At 64.2% G+C, this 23,734-nt stretch carries 25 protein-coding genes; 8 read left to right on the top strand and 17 right to left on the bottom strand.

The genetic code is table 11. From position 1 onward, the window contains the following. Positions 1-159: 159 nt before the first annotated feature. A complete protein-coding gene (locus ACLQ7E_RS22180; protein WP_411734752.1) occupies positions 160-975 on the bottom strand; it encodes a copper homeostasis protein CutC in 816 nt (271 codons plus the stop codon). A 134-nt stretch (positions 976-1,109) separates the two neighbouring features. After that, positions 1,110-1,601, bottom strand: a complete 492-nt coding sequence (locus ACLQ7E_RS22175) for a DUF6328 family protein (protein WP_411734751.1) — start codon at positions 1,599-1,601, stop codon at positions 1,110-1,112. Positions 1,602-1,778: 177 nt separating this feature from the next. On the opposite strand from ACLQ7E_RS22175, the gene ACLQ7E_RS22170 reads away from it, so the two are divergent. Beyond that, complete coding sequence (locus tag ACLQ7E_RS22170; RefSeq protein ID WP_411734750.1) at positions 1,779-2,984, top strand: MalY/PatB family protein; 1,206 nt, start codon at positions 1,779-1,781, stop codon at positions 2,982-2,984. Positions 2,985-3,000: 16 nt separating this feature from the next. On the opposite strand, the gene ACLQ7E_RS22165 is transcribed toward ACLQ7E_RS22170, so the two are convergent. The 5 genes from ACLQ7E_RS22165 to ACLQ7E_RS22145 all read right to left on the bottom strand — a co-directional run bounded on the left by ACLQ7E_RS22165 (position 3,001) and on the right by ACLQ7E_RS22145 (position 5,490). Beyond that, on the bottom strand, positions 3,001-3,681 hold the full coding sequence (locus ACLQ7E_RS22165) for a CE1759 family FMN reductase (protein ID WP_411734749.1): 681 nt from the start codon (positions 3,679-3,681) through the stop codon (positions 3,001-3,003). An 82-nt stretch (positions 3,682-3,763) separates the two neighbouring features. After that, positions 3,764-3,967 (bottom strand): hypothetical protein, encoded by a 204-nt coding sequence (locus tag ACLQ7E_RS22160; protein WP_411734748.1) that lies wholly within the window; start codon positions 3,965-3,967, stop codon positions 3,764-3,766. Positions 3,968-4,054: 87 nt separating this feature from the next. Beyond that, positions 4,055-4,708: a Pr6Pr family membrane protein gene (locus ACLQ7E_RS22155; RefSeq protein ID WP_411734747.1), complete on the bottom strand. Its 654-nt coding sequence runs from the start codon at positions 4,706-4,708 to the stop codon at positions 4,055-4,057. 191 nt (positions 4,709-4,899) lie between these two features. Next, complete coding sequence (locus ACLQ7E_RS22150) at positions 4,900-5,187, bottom strand: hypothetical protein (protein WP_411734746.1); 288 nt, start codon at positions 5,185-5,187, stop codon at positions 4,900-4,902. 129 nt (positions 5,188-5,316) lie between these two features. After that, the gene (locus tag ACLQ7E_RS22145) at positions 5,317-5,490 is read right to left on the bottom strand and encodes a hypothetical protein (protein WP_411734745.1); all 174 of its coding nucleotides are present in this window, start codon (positions 5,488-5,490) and stop codon (positions 5,317-5,319) included. Between the two features lie 622 nt (positions 5,491-6,112). Here ACLQ7E_RS22145 and ACLQ7E_RS22140 point away from each other — a divergent pair. Continuing rightward, a complete protein-coding gene (locus tag ACLQ7E_RS22140) occupies positions 6,113-6,511 on the top strand; it encodes an SRPBCC domain-containing protein (protein ID WP_411734744.1) in 399 nt (132 codons plus the stop codon). Positions 6,512-6,521: 10 nt separating this feature from the next. Here ACLQ7E_RS22140 and ACLQ7E_RS22135 read toward each other — a convergent pair whose 3' ends face one another. From ACLQ7E_RS22135 to ACLQ7E_RS22120, 4 genes are all read right to left on the bottom strand, one after another. Then, positions 6,522-8,081, bottom strand: a complete 1,560-nt coding sequence (locus ACLQ7E_RS22135) for a molybdopterin-dependent oxidoreductase (protein ID WP_411734743.1) — start codon at positions 8,079-8,081, stop codon at positions 6,522-6,524. A 124-nt stretch (positions 8,082-8,205) separates the two neighbouring features. Further along, on the bottom strand, positions 8,206-9,054 hold the full coding sequence (locus ACLQ7E_RS22130; protein WP_411734742.1) for an anti-sigma factor domain-containing protein: 849 nt from the start codon (positions 9,052-9,054) through the stop codon (positions 8,206-8,208). Further along, a complete protein-coding gene (sigK, locus tag ACLQ7E_RS22125; RefSeq protein ID WP_411734741.1) occupies positions 9,054-9,635 on the bottom strand; it encodes an ECF RNA polymerase sigma factor SigK in 582 nt (193 codons plus the stop codon). Before sigK ends, ACLQ7E_RS22130 begins: the two co-directional genes overlap by 1 nt. A gap of 194 nt (positions 9,636-9,829) precedes the next feature. Continuing rightward, on the bottom strand, positions 9,830-10,525 hold the full coding sequence (locus tag ACLQ7E_RS22120; protein ID WP_411734740.1) for a fasciclin domain-containing protein: 696 nt from the start codon (positions 10,523-10,525) through the stop codon (positions 9,830-9,832). A gap of 575 nt (positions 10,526-11,100) precedes the next feature. Between ACLQ7E_RS22120 and ACLQ7E_RS22115 the strand changes: the two genes are divergently transcribed. Genes ACLQ7E_RS22115 through ACLQ7E_RS22105 form a run of 3 tightly spaced genes read left to right on the top strand, consistent with a single transcriptional unit; the run spans position 11,101 to position 14,110 of the window. Then, positions 11,101-12,240, top strand: a complete 1,140-nt coding sequence (locus ACLQ7E_RS22115; RefSeq protein ID WP_411734739.1) for a type III polyketide synthase — start codon at positions 11,101-11,103, stop codon at positions 12,238-12,240. 11 nt (positions 12,241-12,251) lie between these two features. Beyond that, positions 12,252-12,962, top strand: a complete 711-nt coding sequence (locus tag ACLQ7E_RS22110) for a methyltransferase domain-containing protein (RefSeq protein WP_411734738.1) — start codon at positions 12,252-12,254, stop codon at positions 12,960-12,962. Continuing rightward, positions 12,959-14,110 (top strand): FAD-dependent oxidoreductase, encoded by a 1,152-nt coding sequence (locus ACLQ7E_RS22105; RefSeq protein ID WP_411734737.1) that lies wholly within the window; start codon positions 12,959-12,961, stop codon positions 14,108-14,110. Before ACLQ7E_RS22110 ends, ACLQ7E_RS22105 begins: the two co-directional genes overlap by 4 nt. A 96-nt stretch (positions 14,111-14,206) precedes the next feature. Here the strand turns inward: ACLQ7E_RS22105 and ACLQ7E_RS22100 are convergent, their stop codons facing one another. Both ACLQ7E_RS22100 and ACLQ7E_RS22095 read right to left on the bottom strand, forming a co-directional pair. Continuing rightward, the gene (locus ACLQ7E_RS22100; protein ID WP_411734736.1) at positions 14,207-15,655 is read right to left on the bottom strand and encodes an MFS transporter; all 1,449 of its coding nucleotides are present in this window, start codon (positions 15,653-15,655) and stop codon (positions 14,207-14,209) included. Next, positions 15,652-16,695 (bottom strand): MBL fold metallo-hydrolase, encoded by a 1,044-nt coding sequence (locus tag ACLQ7E_RS22095; RefSeq protein WP_411734735.1) that lies wholly within the window; start codon positions 16,693-16,695, stop codon positions 15,652-15,654. The genes ACLQ7E_RS22100 and ACLQ7E_RS22095 overlap by 4 nt, the downstream gene beginning before the upstream one ends. A 241-nt stretch (positions 16,696-16,936) precedes the next feature. Here ACLQ7E_RS22095 and ACLQ7E_RS22090 point away from each other — a divergent pair, with 241 nt between their 5' ends. Next, complete coding sequence (locus ACLQ7E_RS22090; protein WP_411734734.1) at positions 16,937-17,422, top strand: cupin domain-containing protein; 486 nt, start codon at positions 16,937-16,939, stop codon at positions 17,420-17,422. A gap of 82 nt (positions 17,423-17,504) precedes the next feature. Next, complete coding sequence (locus ACLQ7E_RS22085; RefSeq protein ID WP_411734733.1) at positions 17,505-18,275, top strand: alpha/beta hydrolase family protein; 771 nt, start codon at positions 17,505-17,507, stop codon at positions 18,273-18,275. Here the strand turns inward: ACLQ7E_RS22085 and ACLQ7E_RS22080 are convergent. Then, positions 18,194-19,102 (bottom strand): PaaX family transcriptional regulator C-terminal domain-containing protein, encoded by a 909-nt coding sequence (locus ACLQ7E_RS22080; protein WP_411734732.1) that lies wholly within the window; start codon positions 19,100-19,102, stop codon positions 18,194-18,196. The genes ACLQ7E_RS22085 and ACLQ7E_RS22080 overlap by 82 nt on opposite strands. Before the next feature lie 355 nt (positions 19,103-19,457). Here ACLQ7E_RS22080 and ACLQ7E_RS22075 point away from each other — a divergent pair, with 355 nt between their 5' ends. After that, the gene (locus ACLQ7E_RS22075) at positions 19,458-20,417 is read left to right on the top strand and encodes a ribonuclease HI (protein WP_411734731.1); all 960 of its coding nucleotides are present in this window, start codon (positions 19,458-19,460) and stop codon (positions 20,415-20,417) included. Positions 20,418-20,492: 75 nt separating this feature from the next. On the opposite strand, the gene ACLQ7E_RS22070 is transcribed toward ACLQ7E_RS22075, so the two are convergent. The 3 genes from ACLQ7E_RS22070 to ACLQ7E_RS22060 all read right to left on the bottom strand — a co-directional run bounded on the left by ACLQ7E_RS22070 (position 20,493) and on the right by ACLQ7E_RS22060 (position 23,660). After that, positions 20,493-21,434, bottom strand: a complete 942-nt coding sequence (locus ACLQ7E_RS22070; protein WP_411734730.1) for an HNH endonuclease family protein — start codon at positions 21,432-21,434, stop codon at positions 20,493-20,495. Between the two features lie 111 nt (positions 21,435-21,545). Next, positions 21,546-22,145 (bottom strand): hypothetical protein, encoded by a 600-nt coding sequence (locus ACLQ7E_RS22065; protein WP_411734729.1) that lies wholly within the window; start codon positions 22,143-22,145, stop codon positions 21,546-21,548. Positions 22,146-22,382: 237 nt separating this feature from the next. After that, entirely contained in the window at positions 22,383-23,660 is a 1,278-nt protein-coding gene (locus ACLQ7E_RS22060) for an ISL3 family transposase (protein ID WP_411734728.1), read from the bottom strand. Between the last annotated feature and the right edge of the window lie 74 nt (positions 23,661-23,734).

The raw sequence follows: 23,734 nt of genomic DNA, 5'->3' as shown, positions 1-23,734 counted from the left end.
GCCCCTTCTGAAGTTCTGGATGCACGTCCCGTGGGTCCCCGGCCAAAGCTGGCGGGCGCGGGGTCACACCCTGAACATGTTAGCCAATGCGTCACCGGGGTCACACTCGGGCAGCTTTTGTGTCTGCGCCGCTCGGCGGAGCCGACTGCACCCAGATCGCTAGCGGCATGCGGCCAAGGCCGCGGCGGCCGCGGAGACCAGCTCCGGACTGGTCGCGTCGAAGGCCGATTCCCCGCCGCCGGGACCGGAGGCTCCCTGCGTCGTTTGGGTGCGCGCCGACAGGTGGATGCCATCCAGGCCGGCAAGGGCGCGGATGTCTTCGATTTTCACGCCGCCGCCGGCCTGGATCTGCGGGCTTCCCGCGGCTTCGGTCCGCAACCGGTGCAGGACCTCCGCACCGTCCGCCGAGGCGGGGACGCCTCCCGAGGTCAAGATGCGATGCACCCCCAGGACACGCAATTGGGCGATGAGTTTCGGGATGGACATGCCCCTTTCCAGCAACACGTCCACACAGCGGTGCACGGTGACCTCGATGGCCGGGTTGACAGCGTGAGCCGCCGCCGCCAGTCCCGAGAGCACCGGGATGTCCAGGCCGCCGTCATCCTCGGTCAACACACCGACGACGATGCCGGCAACCCCGGCGCGGGCGGCATGGGTGATGTCGGCGGACATCAGGTCGACCTCTTCGGCGGCGTAGATGTATCCGCCACCGCGCGGGCGGATCAGCACGTGCACGCCGATTCCCACGGCCACCACCTGCTCGATGGTGGCCAACGTGGGGCTCAGCCCTCCCATGCCCAGTGCGTTGCACAGCTCGACGCGGTCGGCACCGTTTTCCAGGGCAATCCTCGCCCCGGCTGCGTCCTGCACGGCGATTTCCAGCTTGGTCTTCGGGTTCCGTGTTGCCCGAGCCGAACCATCGGCGGCTCCGTCGGTTCGGGCAGATGCGTCAGGGGGAATCACTTCGGTGCCCATGGACGAGGTAGCTCGATTCTGTTGTCGGTGTTTTCGGCCAAACGGTCGGCAGTGCCGGGGAAGGGCGGCATGGCCATGACGCCGGCGGTGAGGACGGACTCGGGTTTCCCTTCCGAGGCGTGTGCGTCACTACGCTACGCGGCCCCGTGGGTCGGCAGACCCGGGACCGAGGACTTGGGCTTGATGATCCGCGGCAGGACCACCAACAGGAAAACCGCCGCCAGCATCACGAGCCCGCCAATGAGTGCGCCCAGCGCCCAGCCGTAAAGGACCTGGACCACGAACCACACGCACCCTGCCACCAGCACCCCCACGCCGATGATCACCACCTTGGAAATGACGTGACCCATGTGCACGGTTGTGATCTTGACGCGTTGGCCGAAGAAGTGCCGGTGCACGGCGACGGGCGTGACCAGCAGGACGATCAGCAGTGCGGAGAACACCAGCAGGACCAAATAGAAGGTCTTCTCCGCCTGGTCCAGCGACGTGAACCCGGCTTGGAAGGGCAGGACCACCAGGAATGCGGCAAGGATCTGCGCACCGGTCTGCATGACCCGCAGCTCCTGCATGAGCTCGTTCCAGTTCCGGTCCAGCCGCTCCTCGACACTTTCATTGCGCCCGTCCATTGCGTTCCCTCCCGGCAACCACCCATTGACCGAGGCTTGGATTGAATCCAGGCAAATCGGGTCGGATCTTTCATTCATGCTGCTTCACTAGCCAACCTACCGAAGAAGCGGCGCATTGGGCAGAATTAAAGAAAATCGGCAGGGTCTTTCGTTCCCGAACGAGTCTAAGCTGGCTAAATGAGTGTCCACCCCTTCGACCTGCTGACGGTCGATCAATTGCGCCAGACCGGATCGCTGAAGTGGTCCGAATACCAGGGTTCGCTTGGCGCATGGGTGGCGGAAATGGATTTCGGGACGGCTCCGGGAGTCATCGCGGCGGCACAGGAAACCCTTGTCAATGGCCTGATCGGATACGCGCCAACCCAATTGGTCCACGACATGCAGCAGGCCACCGCGGCGTGGCTGGACAACAGGTTCGAGTGGAAGATCGACCCGGAGCAGGTCAGGCCCATGGGGTCGGTGGCGGCGGCGCTTGACTCCGCCATCATGCACTTTTCCCCGGGGCACCGTCCCGACGCGCCACTGGTCCTGCTCACCCCCACCTACATGCCCTTCATCTCCACGGCGGCACGTTTTGGGCGGGACTCCATCCAGGTGGCCATGGTCCAGTCCGACACCGGATGGGAGGTCAACTGGAACGCCCTGGAACAGGCATTGGCAGGCGGTGCCCTGCTGGCCCTGGTGAATCCGCACAACCCCATCGGCAAGGTCTATGGGCGCGAGGAACTCCTGGCGATTTCCGAGTTGGTCGAGGCCACCGGCTCGAGGGTCTTCGTCGACGAGATCCATTCGCCACTGGTTTTCGCCGGCGCCTCGCACATTCCCTACGCCACGGTTTCGCCCGCGGCCGCGGCGCACTCCGTGACGGCGGTTGCCGCCACCAAGGCATTCAACCTGCCGGGACTTAAATGCGCCCAGCTCATCCTGACCAATGACGCGGATCGAACCGTGTGGGAGCGCGTGGGCGGGGTTCCCGAACACGGGGCGGCCAATGTGGGGTTGGCGGCGACCACCGCCGCGTACCGCACGGGCACGGGCTGGCTCGACGGGGTCATCGGCTACCTCGACGAATCCCGGATGCTGCTCTCCGACATCATCAAGGAACACCTGCCACAGGTGCGCTACAGTCCCCCGCAGGGGACGTACCTCGCTTGGCTGGATGTCTCCCGGCTGGCCCTGGACCCGGGCCCCGCCCAGTTCTTCCTCAAGGAGGCCCAGGTCGCGCTGATCAACGGCAGCGCCTGCGGCAGCGGCGGGAAGGGCTTCGTGCGACTGAACTTTGCCACCCCGCATCCGGTCCTGGGCGGGATGATCCACCGCATGGGGGCGGCGGTCGATGGCTGCGACAACAAGGACGTCACCGACCCGGAGTTTGCCCAATGACGACGGGCACCTCCGACTAGCCCTGCTGGATGTTGGCCAGCAGCTGCTCGAACGGCAGCGAGGTCATGTTGTCCCGCGGGTTTGCGGTTTCGCTCACGCGCGGGGCAATGGAGCGGGTATCGCCCAGGTCCTGGGCCTGTGCGGCGGCCCCGTTGGGTCCGGCGATGGCCTGGGCCAGTTCGGCTCCGGCACGGCGCTCGCGTTCGGCCAACGCCCCGTGGCCCTGGTCGGCGCCCCAGTCCTCGGGTGAGGCAAAGATCGACGTGGGCATGATTCGCGCGCGCAGGTAGGCGAAGATCGGACGCATCGCGTAGTCAACGACCAGGTTGTGCCGTGCGCTTCCGCCCGTGGCTGCCAGGATCATCGGCTTGTCATCGAGCGAGGTGGGGTCAAGGACGTCGATGAAGGACTTGAAAAGCCCGGAGACCGATGCGGTGAAGACCGGCGAGACCGCGATCAGTCCGCCGGCGTTGCGAACCGCTTCGATGGCTTCGGCCAGGCGCGGCGGCGCGTAGCCGGCGAGCAGGTTGTTGGTGATGTCTGCGGCGTAGTCGCGCAGCTCCAGCACTGTCAGGTCGGCCTGGATGCCCATGGCGGCAAGTTCCTTGACGGCGGATTCGCCGAGCTGGCGGCCAAGCAGGCCGGAGGTCGATGGTGTGCCCAGTCCGCCGGAGATGACTACGATGTTTTGGCTCATGGTGTGTATGGCTCCCTGTCGTGGAATATATGTGTTTGCATGTAAAATCACGAAGGTTGCGAATTCATTCCCGGCCGGTTTCTTATTTCTTTCGGTCGTCGGCTTCGCCCGCCGCCGCCGGCAGCATGCACGCTCCGCCAAGGCAGCGGCCGCGAATGGACGCAACCACGGAATAAGCGGCCGCCGCACCCGCTCCCAGCGCAGCAACAGGCGCGTCGGACCAGAGCGAAATACCCATGCCGGCAAGAACCACTGCCACCACCACCCAGATCAACCGATCCCGCATTCCGTTCCTCTCGACATCCCCGGCCACAACCACCGGAATCCCGGGGTTGCCCTGACCCCAAGGGTATCGCGGGCCGCGGTTCCTGTATTACGCGTTGCGGCGCCGACCGCGGCTGAGCCACAAGACCCCGGCACCGACAACCCCGATGACCATGGCAATGAGCGCCACGTAGAAGCCGACGGAGAAATATCCGTTTGCGCTCGTGTTCGGGTCAAGGAAGGGATAGGGATACCAGGGCTTGTCGGTTCGCGGATCCAGCACCATGACGCCGCGGGCCAGGGTGTAGCCGGCCCAGAGGATGGGGAAGGCCACGATCCCCCACAGCACCTTGGCGTGCAGCGGCCGACGTCCCGGCGCTATGAGCCAATCCAGCACCAGGATCGCCGGGGCGATGACATGAAGGATCTCATTCGACCAGGGAACGGTGGTGCCCTGCGGCAGCTCAATGCCGCGCAAAAGCAGGTTGTAGACCACGCCGGTGGTGGCCATGTAGGTGGTCATCGCGGCCCGGATCATGCTCCAGCCGCGGGGTTCGCTCCTTGAGGACAGCGTAAAGATGCCCACAAACAAGACGATCGCGGCCAGGACATTGGATTCAATGGTGAAGAACGAGAAGAAATTCTGGATGACGAATTCGACTTCGCCCTGGCCCGAAACTTCGTTTTTGATGCTTTGTTGCAATTGGGCGACCACGGCCGCAACGATGGCGATGGATCCGCCGATACGCAGTAGGTATGCCAAGACGCGTCTCATATCAGGTGCAGGTCCCTTTCTTGGTACTCTTCCACAGCCTAATCGGCTGCGGACCTACACCATGGCCAAGACACTTTGGCGATCCAGCGAATATTGCCTCGTCCGTTGTGCACACGAAGGCCACCGTCTGCCTTGGGGGCGGCGAGACGATGGCCTCCGTGATTCCACCCGTGTTTGTTTTACGCGGCCGGGTGTTTGTGTTCCGTGTCGCCCAGGCCGAACGCTTCGGGGCCACGCATGATGCGGAAGGCTCCAAGGAGCGCGACGAGGACGCCGATGATGAATCCAATCCACAGCGGGCTGATCACTGTTCCCAGTGTGATTCCGCCGGTGATGATAAACAGCAAGAAGAGCAGTGCCGTGAGTCCGCCGCCGATCAACAACCCGTTGGCGTGGTACTTCCTCGGCACTCTCAGCCTTGTCTTGGGTTCCTCGCGTGGTGCTGGAATGTGTGCGTCCTGTGTCATGACATTTCACTCCTGTCATTTTCTCTGGAACAGGCAATATGTTGTACGCGCATTGAAAGGCTCACCGATCATGCTGTTAATTGTTAATGGGCTCGTCGAGGCGCACGGCATCGGCTTCGATGCCCGCTGCTAGCCTGCGTCGAAGCGACCCTCGTCACCGGGCGCCGGCCGCTTCTGCGAGTCGTTGCCGGAACCATCGGGCAGCTCCTCCGGGGACCGCTTCCCCGGTCTGGTTGCTGCAGGTGATTCTTCGGCCTTGCCACCGGCTTCGGGCACCGGATTGGCGATGGTTTCCTTGCTCATCATGTGCTCCTCAGTTCCTGAAACAAGAACATGGATCTTGGATTGGCATTTGCGGCACCCAAACGGGGGGCTCCGACTCAAGTCGGCAAGATAGGCATTGCGGAGGTTCCCGGTTCGCCGTGAAAGACGTGCACGTCGGCTGGTCCCAATCCGCGCTTCGACCGCAAAGGCGGCATGCGCCGTAAACGGAATAGTCGGACCATTGGCTGAATCGGCCTACGGCGTTTTCGCCACCGGCACCGATTTCTCCGCCTTATTCATGCGCTCACCCAGTTTCGATTGACCATCGGTTTTCCTGTTTCCAGCCAACCGACCTACCTTGAGAATACGCCGAGCAGCTATGGATTTCTAGGCTTCCAAGTGGTATGCGGGCGGGTGTGGATTGGGCAAAAAGTACGCCATCAACAACGTCCCTCGTCGAACCACCGGGCCGCCGGCGATGTCGCGCGGGGGACCTATTCTGCATGGCAATTTCCGTGGAATGTCTCCGGGTTGCGCGGAAAGAATCCTCCGTCACCACCCGCCCGGCCGGCCGGAGAAAACCTGTCTACCCTGTTGCCATGGAGAAGATCTACGAGTTCTACATGAAGACCACCCCCGCCCCCGGAAGCTTTGGGCGGCATTGACCGATCCGCAACAAACAGCCGTCTTCTGCTTCGGCAACACGTTCACCAGCGAATGGAGTCCCGGGTCAAGTTACGCCACCCATAACCCCAACGCGCAGGGACAGTTGGGCGAGGGCAAGGTCTTGGAGATCGATGCTCCGCGCAAGCCCGTGATGACCGTGACCGCACTGTGGGATGACGAGGTGAAGGCCGAGGGCGAGTCCCGGGTGGGCTACGAGATCAGGGAGGTTGGGGATTCATACCTGTTGACAGTCTCCCACGACGAGCTCCGGGAAGGCTCAAACCATCAACTATATGGCGGCTGGCCCACGGTCCTCTCCGGTATGAAGTCCTGGCTGGAGACCGGCGAGTGCCTGACCACCCCTGGCTCACTCATGTACACGCTAGGCAGGTGAGCCTGGAGATCTACTCAATCGAGAACTGGACGCGCTGCCAGCCGCTGGCCCCGTCAGGTACCGGGTCGGCTTTCTCGCTCGTTTGCATTTCACCTTGCCCGTCAAAGGCCCGGACGCTGACCGTGTGGTTTCCCGAAGAACCACCGTCCCATTCGTAACGCCACTGTCTCCAGGTGTCCACGGAAGCCTCGGAACCGAGTTCCGCGTCCTTCCAGTCGCCATCATCGATTTGCACCTGCACCTTGGAGATGCCGCGGGTCTGTGCCCAGGCGGTTCCGCCCATGACGACTTTTCCCGCCGGAACGCTCGCGAAGGACCGCGGCACATCCACCCGGGAGGACAGCTTGATGGGCCCGCGATCCGACCAGCCACGCGTGGTCCAGTAGGCAACCTTGTCTTCGAAACGGGTGACTTCCAGGTCAACGACCCACTTGGTGGCTGAGACATATCCATAGAGACCTGGAACCACCATGCGGACCGGGAACCCGTGCTCGAGTGGCAACGGCTCGCCGTTCATGCCGATCGCCAGCAGTGCCATGCGGTCGTCGGTGAGGACCTCAAGCGGTGTGGAGGCACTGAATCCGTCAATCGAGGTCGACAGGACCATGTCAGCTCCGTCTTTGGGAACCGCTCGCTCGAGGAGAAGGCGCAAGGGATAGCCCAACCACTTGGCGTTGCCCACCAGCTGTCCACCGACAGGGTTCGAAACACAGGTCAGCGTCAGATAGCTTTCCACCAGGTCCTCGGCCAATAACTCCTCGAAGCCCATGGTGAATTCCTTTTCCACCATGCCGTGAACCCGGAGCGACCATTCGGACGGGTTGATGCGCGGTACCGAGAGCGCGGTGTCGATCCGGTAAAAATCCTTGTTCGGCGTGATGAACTTCGGCATGCCAGACAGCTCGATCTGCGCGTTCGCTGGTGGGGCCTGCGCCAAGACCTTCGCCGCGGGCAGCCCGAGGGCCGAACGGGCGGAATCCGCAACGTTTCGTGCGGTGGCCAGGGACTTGCCGACTCCCGCGGCCACGGCCGCACCAACCAAGGAAAGTGCGGAGCCCAACAGAAAGTTCCTGCGCGAGGCGCCCGAGACCGGAACGGTATCCGAGACGGTGGGCCGGCTTTTGGCCGCCAGCGTCGTGAGCCACCGCAGCGTGGCCAGGCCAACCACTGCGCCCAGGATGATGGGTGTCAGGTCGACAAGTCCGGTGGCGGGCCGGGAAAGCACCGCCCCTCCGATGGCCACTGCCAGTACCACGATGCAAGCGGCGGCCATGGCAAAACTGCGCCTGGCCAAAATGCCCAACAGGACCGCGGCTATTGCGACGATCACTCCGATGGAGATGAATAGCGCCAATTTGTCGTTGGTCCCGAAGGTGGCAATGGCGAAGTCCTTGAGCCACGGCGGGGTCAGGTCGATGAATACCGACCCCATGGCCACCAAGGGCGCCGACGAGGTGGCGAAGAAAGCCGACACCAATTGAGCCACGGAAAAAAGCACTGCAGCCGACGCGAAGCCCGCGAGCCCGAAGGCGCCCAGGTCCCGCAGCCTCGTTGCTGGTAACTTGTTCATGAATTCACCCACCCGTACGTTGTGATACTTCCTCCCCCGCATTTGCGGGGAACTACTAACCACTTCGTATTCGGAACGCTACCACCGACGGATTGGGACCAGGGCTTCTTTTTCCCGACCTAACTCAAAGCGCCTGGACCAGGATGGGGTCGGTGGTTGGTGCCGGAGATCCGGAGGCCGGTTCCACGGTAATGCCGAAGTGCGTCACGCCCTCCATCGCCCCGGAAACCATCACCATGCCATCGGCCTTGGCGCCATCGACCATTCCCGCCGACACCGCCCCGGTGCCGGAGATCAGCCAGAGCTCGTACCCCTTGTCGCTGGGCAAGGCAGGCAAGCCGGCAGTGGTCACCGCCATCATGCCCTCGGTGGCCGAGTAGGCCAGGGTGACCCTGGCCCCGTCATCCAGTTTCTGGGTCTTGGACTGGACATCGGCGGCGGTCAAGATGCGGGTCAGCTCGGATTGCTGGGTGCTCAGGGCAGCCAGCTGTTGCTCGAGCTCTTGCTGCTGCGCATTTTGGTTGACCACCACTCCGCTCAGGACGCCTGCGGCTACCAGCAGCACTCCGGCCGCCAGGGCAAACATCCGTTGGTTTGTCTTGGCAGCGGCGGTGGCCGGACGCTGCGGGGCGGAAACCGGGGCAGGCTCCTGCGATGGCACCGATGCGCGGTCATCCGCGTCTTCGGGAGCAGCTGCTTCGTGCGCGAGGCCGGCAGGAACGTCTCGCTCCGATTCGACGGGCGGCAACTGCGGGGTGTTGCGGATGGCGGCCATGATGTTGGCCTTGACCCTGGCCGGAGGCGCGATGGGTTCTGCGGACAGGCCAAGAAGCGCCGCGGTTTCCTGCAGGGCGTCCAGTTCCCCCCGGACCTCCTCCGAGGTCTCGGCATGGCGAAGCAATTCGTCGCGTTCCTTGTCCCCCAGAGCGTTCAGGGCGAAGCTGCCGGTCAGCTCGTTCTTGTGCTTGTCCATCACGCCACTCCCATCAGGTCTCGAAGTTTGTTCATTCCGTCGCGTATTCGTGTCTTCGCGGTTCCCACCGGGATCTTCAGCAATTCAGCCACCTCAAGATGGGTGTAACCGCCGAAATAGGCCAATTGGATGGCATCGCGCTGGTTCTCGCTGAGCCGCTCCAGGGCCTGGATCACGCGGCGGCTTTCATCGTGCACGATGGCCGTTTCCTCAACGTCATCGTAGCTGGCCTGGAACTCCTTGATGCCTTCGCGCAGGTCACGGTCCTTGCTGGCCTGGCTGGCCCGGACCCGGTCAACGGCCCGGCGGTGCGCCAGCGTCAGCAGCCACGTGATCGCCTTGCCGCGGGCAGCGTCAAAGCGTGCTGCCTGCTGCCAGGCTTCGACAAACACCTCTTGCGCCACTTCTTCGCTTTGCGCCTGGTCCTTCAAGATGCGTCGGACCAGACCGAAGACCTGGGGCGAGAGGCGGTCGTAGAGTTCCTCAAAGGCGTTCTCGTTGCCTGCCGCGATCCGGAGCATCAGTTCTTCGGTGGTGGGGGCGGAGGTTTGGTCCGTTCCACCGGGTAGATGTGAGCTCATGCGATAAAGCGTCTCATGCATTCCAAACCCCGTCCCTCATCCTCTCTGGTGCGGCGGGCAGGAAATCAATATTTTGGGCCCGCCGGAGCAACCGGTCGACGCCAATCGAGCACAGGGGGCCGGTGCGTGATGGAGGAGACCATCAGGCACCAACCCCCTGGTGGGTTGCCTTGCCGTTGCGTACCGTGCAGCTGTTACTTCTTGGCCGGCGGCATCAGCACGGTATCGACCAGGTAGACGGTGGCGTTGGCGGTCTGGACGCCGCCGCAAATCACCGAGGCGCCGTTGACCATAAGCTTGTCGCCGCTGCCGGTGACCTTCACTTCCTGGCCTTCGACGGTCTTGTGGGATCCTGCGATATCACTCGGGGCGATCTGGCCGGGGATCACGTGGTAGGTCAGGACGCTGCTGAGCATGTCTGCATCGGCGACGACTGCATTGAGGTCCTTTTCCGGAATGGCGGCGAAGGCCTCGTCAACCGGGGCGAAGACCGTGAACTCGGCGCCGTTGAGCGTGTCAACCAGGTCTACCTTGGGGTTGAGCTTGCCCGACACCGCAGCGGTGAGGGTCTTCAGCAGCGGGTTGTTGGAGGCCGCCACTGCGACGGGGTCCTTGGCCATGCCGGCAACCGAGCCGTCTCCGCTGGGCACTGCCTTGGCGTAGGCCTCGCAGCCGGAGCCAACGAGGTTGGCGGCCGGGTCCATGGCCGATTCGCTGGCCATTGCCGAGCTGCTCGGCGCCGCCGCTGAGCTCGAGGGTGCAGCCGATGAGGACGGTGCCATCGATTCGCTGCCGGAACCCCCGGTGCCCGCCGAGCAAGCGGTCAGGCCCACGCTGGCAACTGCAATCAGTCCGAGTGCTGCGGCAAACTTGCTGTTCATGCGCTTCATGTCATGCTCCTTGCTTGGCGTCGACCCCTTGGTCTCCGCGCCTTCCCGACCACTGTTGGTTCGGGCTGTCATGGAGCATTCGGCGCCGTGCGGCAAACGGATTGGAATCATGCCAAGAAAGTTTTTGCGCCCCTCGGCCACGGAACGAACAGGTATCCCATCGTCCTGTGGACATGGAAGAAGCGGAGAAGATGTCTGTTCTTCTCCGCTTCCCTGAAGATATCTCCAATCATCAAGTTGCTCAGTGTTTCTTGATGTGGGTTACCTGCTCGGTCTCTGTCTCAGGTGCGTTCTTCGAGCGCTTCTCCGCGCGTCGCGCCTTGATCGACTTGCCGGCAGGCTTCTTGTGTTCGTGTCTATGTGGTGATTTGTCTGGCATCAATTACCTCTCACCCTGGGGCGGGGATCACTTATGACCGCGGCTGGTCTCCCAAAAATCACGATACTCCTGAGTCTGCGCGGAATCCAGCACTTTTTTGGAATGCCCCGAATCCCACCGGCAGCCCCGGTATGTGCCGGGCACGGAGCGAACTGCACCCTTTACCACATCGGCATCGGGCCATAGGCTCGGCTCTATGCCGGTGATGATGAGAACCATCCAAACAGCCGTTCCGCCCACCATCCTGTACCAGGACAAGGCCCGGGACGTTTTTGGCGCCCAACCCGGTCTGACCCGGTTGGGCCAACGCCTGATCAATACGTCGTTTGATTCGGCCCGGATTTCGACCCGCCACACAGCGGTCACCGAGTTCACCACCGAGACGGTGGCCGAGAACCCGCTCTTCTTTGACGCGGAGTCCGGGCTCCTGTTGCGGCCCAGCACTAAGGAACGCAACCAGGTCTTTGCCGCCACGGCCCCGGGGCTCTACATTGAATCCGCACAGAAGGCCATGGATGCCTGCCCCGATCTCGGACCCGGCGACATCACCCACGTGATCACGGTGTCCTGCACAGGCTTCTACAACCCCGGGCCCGACTACCAGTTGGTCAGGGCGCTGGGCCTGAGCCCGGCAACCCAGCGCTACCACCTGGGATTCATGGGATGCTACGCCGCGTTCCCCGCCCTGCGCGCAGCCAAGAGCTTTTGCGAGGCGGACCCGGACGCGGTGGTCTTGGTGGTCTGCGCCGAACTGTGTTCCATCCACGTGCGCAGCTCGAACGACCCCGACACCATCATGGGCTCTGCCCTCTTCGCCGACGGGGCCGCAGCTGCCATCGTCACCGCCCGCCCGTATCCCGGGCCCGGCCTGCAGCTGGACCACTTCGAGACCGTGCTGACCCCGGTGGGCGAGGAAGCCATGGCCTGGAACATCGGCGACGAGGGATTTGAAATGGTCCTGGGAACCTATGTCCCGCACATCATCGACGAGCACATCGTCGGTGCGCTGGAACCACTGCTGGCCCGCGATGAAACCCTGGGCGACCAGTATGCCGACATCCCGCACTGGGGCATCCACCCCGGGGGCCGGGCCATCCTCGACCGCGTGCAGAAGCGCCTGCAGCTTGGCGACGACCAGTTGATGCCCGCGCGCCGGATCCTGAACGACTACGGCAACATGTCCAGCGCCACGGTGATGTTCGTGCTCAAGGACATCATGGACGAGAACCTCGGACGGGCATCGGCCACCGGCGAGCGCGTGTGCTCCATGGCCTTCGGCCCCGGCCTCACCGTCGAGACGTCCCTGATGACCCTGGTTTCCGGGCGGCAGGGCTAAGCGCCCGGCGGATGCAACGGGACATTGCCGCGGTCGAGGAAATGGACGGGCCCGGGGCCGACCCCGTGCTGCTGGAGCGGACCTACGCGCAGTTCTCCCTGGTGAACCGCTGCGTCTCCGGGTGGCGGGGCATGTATGTGGGCCTGGTTCGTCCCGCACTGCCCCGCAACGCCACGGCCACGATCCTGGACATCGGGTGCGGCGGCGGGGACATTGCCCTTGCGCTGTTGCGCTGGGCGCTGGCCGACGGCTACGACGTCAAGGTGACGGGCATCGACCCGGACCCGCGCGCCCACGACTTTGCCTCCCGCGCGGGCGCCGCCGCCGGGTTCGGGCCCGGGGAACTGGAATTCCGGCGGGCAGCCAGTGCGGACCTGGTGGCCGAGGGAATGGTGTTCGACGTGGTCATCTCCAACCACGTCCTGCACCACCTGGATCCACCGGCGCTTGCAGGCGTCCTTGCCGATAGCCAGGAGCTGGCCGGGGCGCTGGCCATCCACAGCGACCTCCGGCGCCGGCGCAGCGCGCTGCTGCTCTTCGGGCTGGCCACCCTGCCGCTGGCCGGCACCTCGTTCATCAGGCGCGACGGGCTCACCTCCATCAGGCGCAGCTACACCCGCGACGAGCTCGCCCGGGTGCTGCCGCCCGGTTGGCACGCGCACGCCGCAGGGTTGTACCGGAACCTGGCCATCTGGCATGCGCCGCGACGGACCGGCCGATGATCGACGTACTCATTGTCGGGGGCGGCCCCAGCGGGATCGCGCTGGCGATCCTGCTGCGCCAGGGAGGGCGCAGCGTGCGGGTCCTCGAGTCCCGCACCGCCATCGGCGAGCATTCGCGGGCGATCGGGATCCATCCCCCGGGACTTGCGGTGCTGGACCGTCTCGGGGTCGGCGGGGCGGCGGTCGAGGCAGGGGTGCGGATCAGCCGCGGGGTCGGCATTTCCCGCGGGCGGATCGTGGCGGAACTGGGGTTCGGTTCCATCCCGGCGGAGCACCGCTTCGTGTTGTCGCTGCCGCAAAACCAGACCGTCGGGCTGCTCCGCGAACGGTTGCACGCGCTGGATCCCGCGGTGCTGCTTGCCGGCCACGAGTTCGCCTCCTTCACCACGCACGCGGGGTTCCACACCGTCGAGGCAGTCGTCGGGGGCGGGAGCACGCGGCTTCAGTGCCGCTTTCTCATCGGGGCCGACGGCACGCGCTCGGCAGTGCGGCGGGCAGCCCTGGTCCCGTTCCGCGGCCGGGACCTGCCGGATCGCTACCTCATGGGCGACTACCCGGACGGCACCGACTTCGGATCAATTGCCGCGTTGTTCCTGCACGGGCACGGGATCACCGAGTCGTTTCCGCTTCCGGGGAACCAGCGGCGTTGGGTTTCCTGGATCCGGGAAACCGAGACCGCGTCACTGCCCGAACTCATCGCGCAGCGGACCGGGCACCGGGTGGAGGCAGGCGAAGACTCCATGCTCAGCCGGTTCGGGACCGGGAATTTTGCCGTGGGATCCATGAACCACGGGAACCTCGTACTGATCGGGGATGCCGCCCACGAGGTCAGCCCCATCGGTGGCCAGGGCATGACGCTGGGCCTGCTCGATGCCGCTGAGCTGGCCCCCATCCTGGATGCGGCACTGGGCGGGGCGTTGACCCGGGACCGGATCGAGGAGCAACTCGCGGACTTCTCCCACCGGCGGTTGGCCGCGGCCCGGCGCGCCGCCCGGCAGGCGCACGTGAACATGGCACTGGGGCGCCCGCTGTGGGGCCCAGCCGCTGTGCCGCGAGATGGGCTGGCACAGGTGCTCTTTGCCTCGGACAGGTTTTCCGCCGCCGTTGCCGCCGCGTTCACCATGACCCGCAAGGGCGGCGAAGGGTAGCGGGGAGCCGGAAGGCTCGGGCTGGAACACGGGCGGGGCGTGCGGGAAGAAAGTTCCTTCCCCCCGTGCCCCGCCCGTGGTCGATCTGTGCCGCGGCTATCCGTTGAAGGCGAACCGGGTCTGCAGCCGCTCCGCGGTGCGGTCCGGGTTCAGCAGCAGGACGCAAATGACACCGACGACGACCAGGTAGATCCCGATCATGGAGAATGACGAGTTCATCCCCTGGGCCAGCAACGAGGCCATTTCCATGCTGTCGCGCACGCCCTTGGGACCAGGAACATAGCCCGCGCGGTCCATGAGCGATCCCACCATGGCGGGGGCAATGACACCGCCGATCGAGGCAAGGCCGGTCAATGTGGCCATGATGGCTGCACGCTGCTTGGAGGCCACGCAGAAAGCGATGGCGGTCGGGGCCAGCGGGTAGATCATCGCCAGTCCTGCACCCAGCGTCAGCGCCGTCACCGCGGCATAGCCGTGCAGGTGCGGCAGCACCGTGAAGCAGATTCCGGAGACCAGCAGCGTGGCGCCGAACAAGGCGCCCAATGCCCAGCGCACCGTGACGCCGCGGCGCATCAGGTACCGCGAGGTGAATCCCAGCACCAGCAGTGCCAGGGCCCCGATGACCCAGGGGAAGGTCGAGACCAGCCCGATCATCTCGGGCGAGAGGGCAACGACTGAGCCGAGGTACTTCGGCGACCAGGTGGTCAGGAAGCCCTGGGCCCAGAAACAGCCGGCTCCGGCCAGGACAGCGGCCAGGAACATCCTCGAGCCCAGGACCTTGCGGATGGGCACAAGCTTGAGGAGGTCAGCGCGTTCGGTGATGCTTGCGGTTGGCCTGCCTGCGGCAGGCTTCGCCTCGGGCACGACGGCAACCACCGGCACCGCTTCCGCGGTGGCCTGTTTCCCGGCGGTGTGGCTATAGGGCCCGTCGCGTCCCACCAGGAACCATACGGCGCTCCACAACAGGCCGGCGATTCCCAGGAATCCGAAGGCCCAGCGCCAGCCGAGGTCCGGGTTGGCAATGATCCAGGCGAGGATGGGTGCGGCAATGATGGGCCCGAGTGTCGAGCCAATGGCAATGATGCTGGAAGGGAAGCCGCGCTCCTTGGCCGGGAACCAGCCGTGGACGTGCTGCAGGGAGATGGGCGTTGCCGGGCCCTCGGCCCCGCCGAGGAGGATGCGGGTGACGAGCAGTACCGCGGCGCCGCCCCCGAAAAGCATGGGGAACTGCAGGATGGCCCAGCTCACTCCCATGGTCAGCAGGATCCAGCGGGTCGGGACCTTGCCGGCCAGGAATCCCACGCCGATCGCCGCGATGGCGAAGAGGAAGAAGAACGCGCTGCCGATCAGGCCGAATTCGCCGGCGGTGAGGCCGAGTTCCTTGATGGCCGAGTCGGCGACAAGTCCCAGCACCGCCTTGTCGGCGAAGTTGATGACCTGGAAGATGACCAGCAGGGACGTGACGGTCCAGGCCCGGCGGTTCATCTTTCCGTACTTGACGGCCGCCCGAAGGGTGTGCGGCTGGACGTGCTCTGAGGTGCTCATGCGCTGGCTCCGATGTTTTCCAGTCCTGCGGTTTCAAGGTTATTGGTTCCGGGGTCCCCGGGGAAGAAGACGTCGTTGTCTGCGGCGATGTGCACGGTGCCGTCGAAATCCCGGCGCACTGCCGTCTCCATGGCCTGAAGGTCTGCGGTGCCCGGGGTATTGGGCACGATGTGGTGAAGCACCAGGGCCTTGACGCCGGCAGCGCGGGCCACCTTGCCCACCTCGGCAAAGGGAGTGTGCGATTCTCGCAGGTGCACCTCGATCCCCTCGCGGGTGGGACCGTCGGGGAAGGTCGCCAGGATGGAGGGCAGGTCGATGACCTCGTGCAGCAGCAGGTCCGCGCCACGGGCGAGCCTGATGCAGTTTTCCGAGTAGGCGGTGTCCCCGGAGATGACCACCGAGCCGTGGCGCGAGTCGATGCGGAAGCCGAAGGCCGGGAAGCACAGGCGGTGGTCGACGAGGATCGCGGAGATGACCACGAGCTCGTCGCGGTAGATCTCGAACGGTTCCATGACCGGGTGCCGGTTGGCCACCGGATCGGCGTCCGCCGCTTCGGGGATCTCGATGTCGTGTCCGCGCACCCATTCGTGCGGCTCGCCGCGGCCCTCGTCTGCCATGCGGATGGCGATGTCGGAAGCGAAGACCGTATCGAGCAAGGCGTCGACGATCTCGGTGGTTGAGGTCATCTTGCGATTCCCCACGCGGGCGTCGATGTCCCGTGCATGCTCTTCATCGAGTGCCGGGATGCGGGCGGGCTTGCCGGGTCCGAAGACCTCGATGGGTGCGGCGAAGGACTCGCCCGGAACCTGCCAGCCGGTAACCAGGAAGGAACCCAGGTCGTAGATGTGGTCTGAGTGGTGGTGGGTGAGGAAGATGCCGCGCAGTTGGCCCCACTCGCAATGTGACCGGTAGTTGCGGATGCTGCCCATGCCGCAGTCGAAGACGTAGGTGGCATCGTCGACCCGGACCGCGGTACTGGTGCCGGCTCGGGAACTTGAAACGATCGGACCACCTCCCGTTCCAAGGGTATGCACACTCATGCCGCTGAACTTCTTGGTACTCACGCTGGCGCCTCGCTTCATCGGGAAGGGCTGTCGGTTCATTGCCCCGGTCATTGGTTGGTTCAAGCACACCGCGGCATTTTGGCCTTGCAGCAGCGCACGCCCCCAAGCGTGATCCACATCATATGCACTAGAACTGGCGATCGCAATACCTATTGCATACGGATGGGGTTCTCTGCCATGCTGGGTCAACCAAGGAAACACCCGACAAGGAGCTGCAATGGAAATCCAACAGGGCCAGGAAATCATTCTCGGCGATCTGCCCAAGGGCATCACCCTCGCGAGCGAGGCCATGGGAAACAAGACCTGGAACGTGCTGGGGCACACCTATCTGTCCAAGGTGGAAAGCTCATCGTCCTTCGCCTGGCTGTCCCTGGACCCGGTCGGAACCGGCGTTCCCCCGCACGTTCACCCCACGCAGGACGAGCACATCTACATCATGGAGGGCGTCTACACGCTCTACCTCGACGGCGAGTGGACCACCGCCGGCCCAGGCGACACCGTGCGCATGCCCATGGGCTTGCCCCACGCCTACTACAACAAGCATGAAACACCGGGAAAGTCCCTTTTCTGGGTCAGCCCGTCCGGCCAGCTCTCCACCCTCTTCGACGAGCTGCACAACGTGTCCGACCCCGAGGAAGTGGTCCGCCTGTCGGCCCTGCGCGACGTCAACTTCCTGCCGCCGGGAGCCGTTCCCGGCGCCTAGGGAGCGCTACAGTCGAGGGCAGTGCGGGCCGCGCCGACGACCCGCACTGCCCATCCATCGTTTCCGCCAAGGAGCCACCGCCATGACCAGCACCGCCCCGCCAGCCGGGATCCTTTCCTACGGCCCCGACGAGGCCCAGCACCTCGCGCTCTCGTGGCCCGCACCCGGAACGGTGCCGCGCGGCATCGCGGCCCTCGTCCATGGGGGCTATTGGCGTTCGCACCTCTTCGCCTCGCTCATGGAGCCGCTCGCCGCATCGCTGCGGGCCGAAGGCTGGATCACCGCCAACATCGAATACCGCCGTGGCGCCACCGGTCGGTGGCCGGCCCCGCTGGAAGACACGGCAGAGGCGTTGGGGCGCATCAACTCGTTGAGGCAGACCGAGGGCATCGGCGGGCCGCTGCTCACGGTGGGTCATTCGGTGGGCGGGCAACTCGCGCTGCTCACCGCCCGCCTCTGCGACGGTGTCGTGGCCTTGGCGCCGGTCACCGACGTGGAGCGGACCCATTGCGAAAATCTGGGCGACAACGCGGCCGCCGAATACTTCGGCGCCTCCCCTGCCCAGGCACCGGACACCTACCGCACGGCCTCGCCTGTGCAACAGGCGCTCGGCACCACGCCAATGCTGATCCTGCATGGGATAAATGACGATCGCGTGCCGATCGCGCATTCGCGTGCCTTCCTGGCCGCCGCCGGGTCGCAGTCCTCACCGGTGGAGCTACGCGAGTTCACCGCACTGAGCCACCTGGAAGCCATCGATCCCTTGGCCGTTCACTGGGCCGAAGCACTGTCCTGGATGGCCGAGGCACCAGGCCCCGCACCCCGACGAGAGCCCAAGAGCGAGAACGCGTAGGCCTTCGCGATCGGGGCAAGCAGCGCATCGATGGCCCAGAACGCATGCTTGGCCGCTGGCGCCTTCCATCCGTCGGGAAGGAATTCCAGTGGCAGGTTCGGGTCCCGGTAGGGGAAGCGTCGCCACAGCGTGAGCATGGGAACGTAAAAGGCGAAAGCCTCCCTGGCCAGCTCACCGGCGGGCTCGATGGTGCCACCGGCGGTTTCGAGCCGCGCCGACCACTCCCCTTCTGCGGCACCGTAGTATCCGAGGAATTCCCGATACTGCTCGTCCAGCCCCTGCAGGTCCCACCACTGGGGCACCTTGGACCTGATGTCCTGTTGGCTCAGATAATCGGCGTTGAAAAACTCGACGTACTGGTCAAGTCCCCGGTCCTTGAGCCGCCGCATGGCCTGCGACAGGACGTTGCTTGGCGCGATGGCGACTCCTGCGCCCACCGCCCCGAAGCCGAGGCTGTTCAATTCGGTCCGCAGCTCGTACCGGCGGTTGCGTTCGGCTTCCGGCACGGAAAAGATGACCAAGGACCACGGGTCGTTGGGGTGGGAGCGTTCCGGCGCGTAAATGCGCTGGTCACCCTCTTCAAAGGCGTCGAGCACGTCCGCCGAGAGGCAATAGCTGGCGGCATGTGCGTCCCGGCGGCTCACCAGCACGCCGTTGCGCTTGAGCCTGGACACCGTCGAACGCACCGCCGGCGGCTCGATTCCCAGGGCACCGAGCATGTCAACCAGCACGGCCACCGGGAAGGTGCCATCTGTCGATCTGCCATAGAGCCCATACAGGGTGACGATCAGCTGCTGGTGCTGCAGCTTGGACGGATGTGTTTCCATGCCTGTGCTGACCCGCTTTATCTAGAATGCCTCGTTATTACATCCATCCTAGACACACTGGGGTCCACCACCCGGCGACCTGGCAGGCAGCGGGCCACGGTGAGCACCTCCACGTCCCCTGTGTCCGGTGTGGCCGGTGGGCGAGATGGCGTTTTGCGATTCCCCATGGCCGGCGCAGGTCTGATCCAAATTAGGACGGAGCTCGGTCCCGAAGCGGAATTTTCCGAACGCCATCGGCATCTTTCGGGTGTGCGGGCCCGGTTTCCTATCCCCACGGGCCGGTATTTTAGGTAGCTTTGGGGAATCGGGTATTCCGTAAGCCGAACCATCCGAGCGCCGAATCGAGGAGGAGACCATGCAGGCACCACGCCCCTCTCCTCCGTCCGCGCGGTTCATTCCTGCGGTCCAGACGGTCACCGAACGCTCGGGGGTCACAGTTGAGGTGCGGCACCACAACCAGATCCTTTTTTGGGCAGTGGTTCGCACCACCGCGTTCCAGGTCATTGGGCAACGGTGCGGCGTCCTGCCCGTCCACGAATCCGGGCACAAGCTCGGCGTCCTGATGGCGCACCTCGACAAGGCCATTCGCGCGGTGCGCTGCAACGCATCCGAATCCGTGTATTGCGACAACATATTGCTGGAGGGACATATCCGCCTGCCCGAGGCACTGGCCCAGCTGGGGTTCGTGGTTTCGGAGCAGTTCCGCCCGCTTGCCGGGGCTCGGGCCGCCATGGCCCTGCTCCAGGAACGCATAGAGGACTTCTACTCCGAGCTGACGATCACCACCGATGCCTCACGCAGTTGGCACAGCCCATTGATGGGCCATGGATGGATTCTGGATTACGGGCGGGGTTCGGTGCCCATGATCAACGCCTTCGCAGCCACCGGCAAGGAAATCCTGCAGGGCGAACTCAATTCCATCTATTACGCCCTGCTGGACGCCAGCAGGTACCGCGACGAGCTGTTCGCCGGAACGGTAAGTTTCCTCATCCGTTCGGATTCGCTCATGGCCATTGACCTGCTCAACAATCCCAAGAGCCATGCACGCATCAGGTCCACGGAGGCCCGGTCCATCGTGCACAAGATCCATGAGCTGCTCTCCCGTTCCGAGGTCAGCTACGACTGGGTCAAGGCACATTCGGGTGATCCCATGAATGAGCTTGCCGACAGGTTGGCCTTGGTGGCCAGGCGATGCTCCGCGGCGAACATTTCCTCCGGTGAACGGCAACGCCTGATACTGCAGATCGCCGACGAGGGCGTCGACCTGGGCAAGATGCTGCCTTTGCGCACGGGGCGGTTCTTTCAAGCCCAATAGCATGGCCCGATTGAGCCAGATAGCCGATTCAGCCTTGTTCCATGACCGGCAGCTGTCCGGGAGCTGCGTGCCGGGCTAGAGCCAACGGAGGCGTGTGTCGGAGTTGCTGGTCTTGCAGGTGTAGCTCTTGCCGTTCTTTTTGCCAATGCTTTTTGTTCCCTTGTCGGTCTTGGCGCAGTATGCGCCCGGCGATACCTGTTTGGGCTTGGGCGAGGTAGCCGAAGGCTTCTTCGTTGGCGCGGTGGGAGTCTTGGCAAGCGGCTTGAGGGGAGTCACGGCGGCGGCTTTTTGCTTCGGGCACGTCGTGAGCACGCGCTTCATGGCGTTCTTTTCGGCCGCTGTCACCGACAGTGCGTACTTTTTCTTGACGCTGATCTGCGTTGCCACGTACTGGCAGCGGAAGGATTTGTTGGTTGGCAGCCATTCGGCCGCATTGGCGTCGCCCTTGGAGCGGTTGGCCGAGGCTTGCGAAGCCATCAGGTTCAACGGGTCGTTGGCGATGGACTGGCGCTGGGACTGGGATAGCTGTTGGCCCCGGGATATCCACACGTTCTTCAGCGCAACCACATGGTCGATGTCAACGGAACCGCTGTTCACCTTCCATTTGATCCGGGTCCCGGTGTAAGCGTCGGCCAGAGTGCCCGAGACGAGTTGGCACCTCTTCGCGTCCTTGTACTTCACGGCCGACAAGTCGCGCTTGAGCGTGTCCTGGCGCTCGTCGCACTTGTTTCCGTTGGAATCCTTCCAGCCGTTGCCGAAGTTCTTGTTCCTGTCATAGCCGGTGGCCGGCGCTTTTCCCTTGACGGGCAGGGCGTTCAGGACGGAAACCGCGAGCGGACCATCGAGCTTGGCACCGGGTGCGATCTTGGCACCGCCCACGGACGCGGCGATGTTGCTGGACGCCATGGGGGCGCCGGTCGAGGGCACCCCCTCACCGCGGGTGCCAGAGCCCCCGACCAAGGCCCCGGTCACGATCACGATAAGGACGGTGATAACAAAGGAAATCAGGTGTTTCAAAGGGCTCTCTCAGGATGAATCAACAAGGCACGACGCCAAGAGTACATACAAACACCTGTGGCCCACAGTTTGCCTGCGGGCCACGCGTGTCAATCGACGGCTGGAACGGACTTAGCGCTTCGAGGCGCGGTATCCGGCCTTCCTCGCGTCGGACGTGTTCTTGAAGCACTGTTCCGGGGCGGTTCGTTTGTAGAACTGGCCGCCTGGAACGTGGTACTTCCATTCCTTGTTGCTGCCGGTCTGATTGCCCTTGACGGGGAAGCCCGCGGGGCAGCTCTTGCCCTTGGGTGCTGCCCACGACTTCTTTGCCGCGGCCTTCTTGATGACCAGGGTTTGCGTCTTGGATGCCGTGAACTTCTTCTTGCCGACCTTGTAGGTCACCTTGGTTGTCACCTTGTAGGTCCCGGCCTTCAGGGCAACCGACGCCTTGTTCTTGGCAACGGTCTTCTTCCCTTGCTTCACGGTCAATACCTTTGAGGTGACCTTGACGCCCTTGGCCGCCTTGACCGACGGCTTGATGGTGGCCTTGTTCGACCCCTTGACCGTCTTGTTGGCGATCTTGTTGATCGTGATTGCCGGTGCCTTCTTGGCGGCAACGACAGCGATCGCCTGTGCCGGTGCCACGGGCGCGGCAACTGCCACGGCTGCACCGGAAAACGCGATCGAAGCCGCGGCGGCCAAGGCTGTGAGCGTGCGAGTTAATGACTTCATATGTCCCCCATTGTCCGGATGGCACCCCTGACCATCTACGTCCTGCATCTGCAACTTCCAATCCAACCACAGACAGGCACAAAGACTTGAACTTAATGGGTCGAGTTGAGCGGCGCACATGGGACGGGGCAGTAACATCTTTGAGGCTCTTAGACACACGGCAGCGACAGTAGTCATGTATGCAGTGGCTTCTTCAACACTATTGGCTCTCCGACTTTAAGCGTGGTGACTGGGTGTTCAGCACGGCCAGAGGCGTGCCGTGTACAACAATATCCGCCATCGGTAGTTGTGGTGGTTGACGTAGCCTCGGCCGATCCTTTTGATGTTCTTGGCGGTGAGGTTGGCGGCCTCGCTGCGGGCGTTGGTGAGTCGGGTGAGGCAGAAGGTTTCCAGTTCCGTTTTCCAGGCGGTGAAGGTCCGGAACAGGGACTTGGCCTCGTGCATGCCGGTGGCCTTGACGGAGGCTTCGAGCTTCGCCCAGGCGGCTGCGAATGATTCCCGGTCACGTGTTTTCAGCAGTTCCCGGACGTGTTCCTTGATGGCGTAGACGACTCCGAGTTCGACATCCGATGCCAGGACTTCCCGGAGCCGCTCCGTCTGCTTGTTGGAGAGCTTCTCGATGTTGCAGGTCAGTAACTTGCGGTATTTGTAGGCCGGGTCGGTGATCCGCCCGCGGCGGCCGTGGGTGTCGTGGGAGCGGCGCCGGCGCACGGCGGTGATCATCTGGTTGGCCCGCTGGATGATGTGGAAATGGTCAACCGAGATCCGGGCGGCGGGCAGGGATTCGCGGATGGCCTTGCGGAATTCCGCGGACATGTCCATGGCGACGTACTCGATGTTCCGTTTCCAGTGTTCGGGGCGCTGGGACATCCAGCTGGTCACGGCCTTGCCGCGGCGCCCGTCCACGATGTCAAGGATCGTGCCGGTGTCCAGGTCCGTGAACACGATCGACCACGGCTCGACCCGTATCATTTTTCCCGTGGTTCCCAGCACGAAACGGACGCGTCGGAAGCGGTGCTCGTCCACGCCGAGCCGGCGCACCAGGCGTTGGTCCACGTCCAGGACGATCTGCTCGGTGACCAGGAGCTTGCGCATGACGGTGGGCCAGGAGACGCCGTGGGCCTTGGCGATGCCGGTGACCGCGCGCAGCTCGTGGACGGCGTCCTCGACGATTTCCCCGACCAGCCTGGTGGTCAGCCTGGAGCGCAAGGGGATCTGGTCGGTGACCTGCACATAGGTCCGCTTCGGGCAGGCGGCCTCCTGGCAGACCAGGCGCCGTTTCCTGACCAGGACCTCCAGGCCCTTGCCGCCGCAGGCCACGTCCTTGACCCGGTGCACGGGCCGGGCCCGGATCCGCCGGGAGAACACCCCGCATGCAGGGCACGGCGCCTCGGGATTGCGGGGCTCCACCAGCACCGAGCGGGAATCACCGGATCCCTCAACGCCCAGCACCGCATAGTCATCAAGATTGAACAGGGTCGACGCAGCATCGCCTGCGCCCGTAGTATTTAACACGGCTCGTGGTCCTTGGAATTATGAATGTCTTAGTCAACACCCATAATTCCGTAGGGCTGCGGGCCCTACTTATT

The sequence above is a fragment of the Paeniglutamicibacter sp. genome (assembly GCF_046714615.1).
GTDB lineage: Bacteria > Actinomycetota > Actinomycetes > Actinomycetales > Micrococcaceae > Paeniglutamicibacter.
The sequence above is the reverse complement of the archived record's forward strand: the minus strand, read 5'-3'. Positions and strand labels throughout refer to the sequence as shown.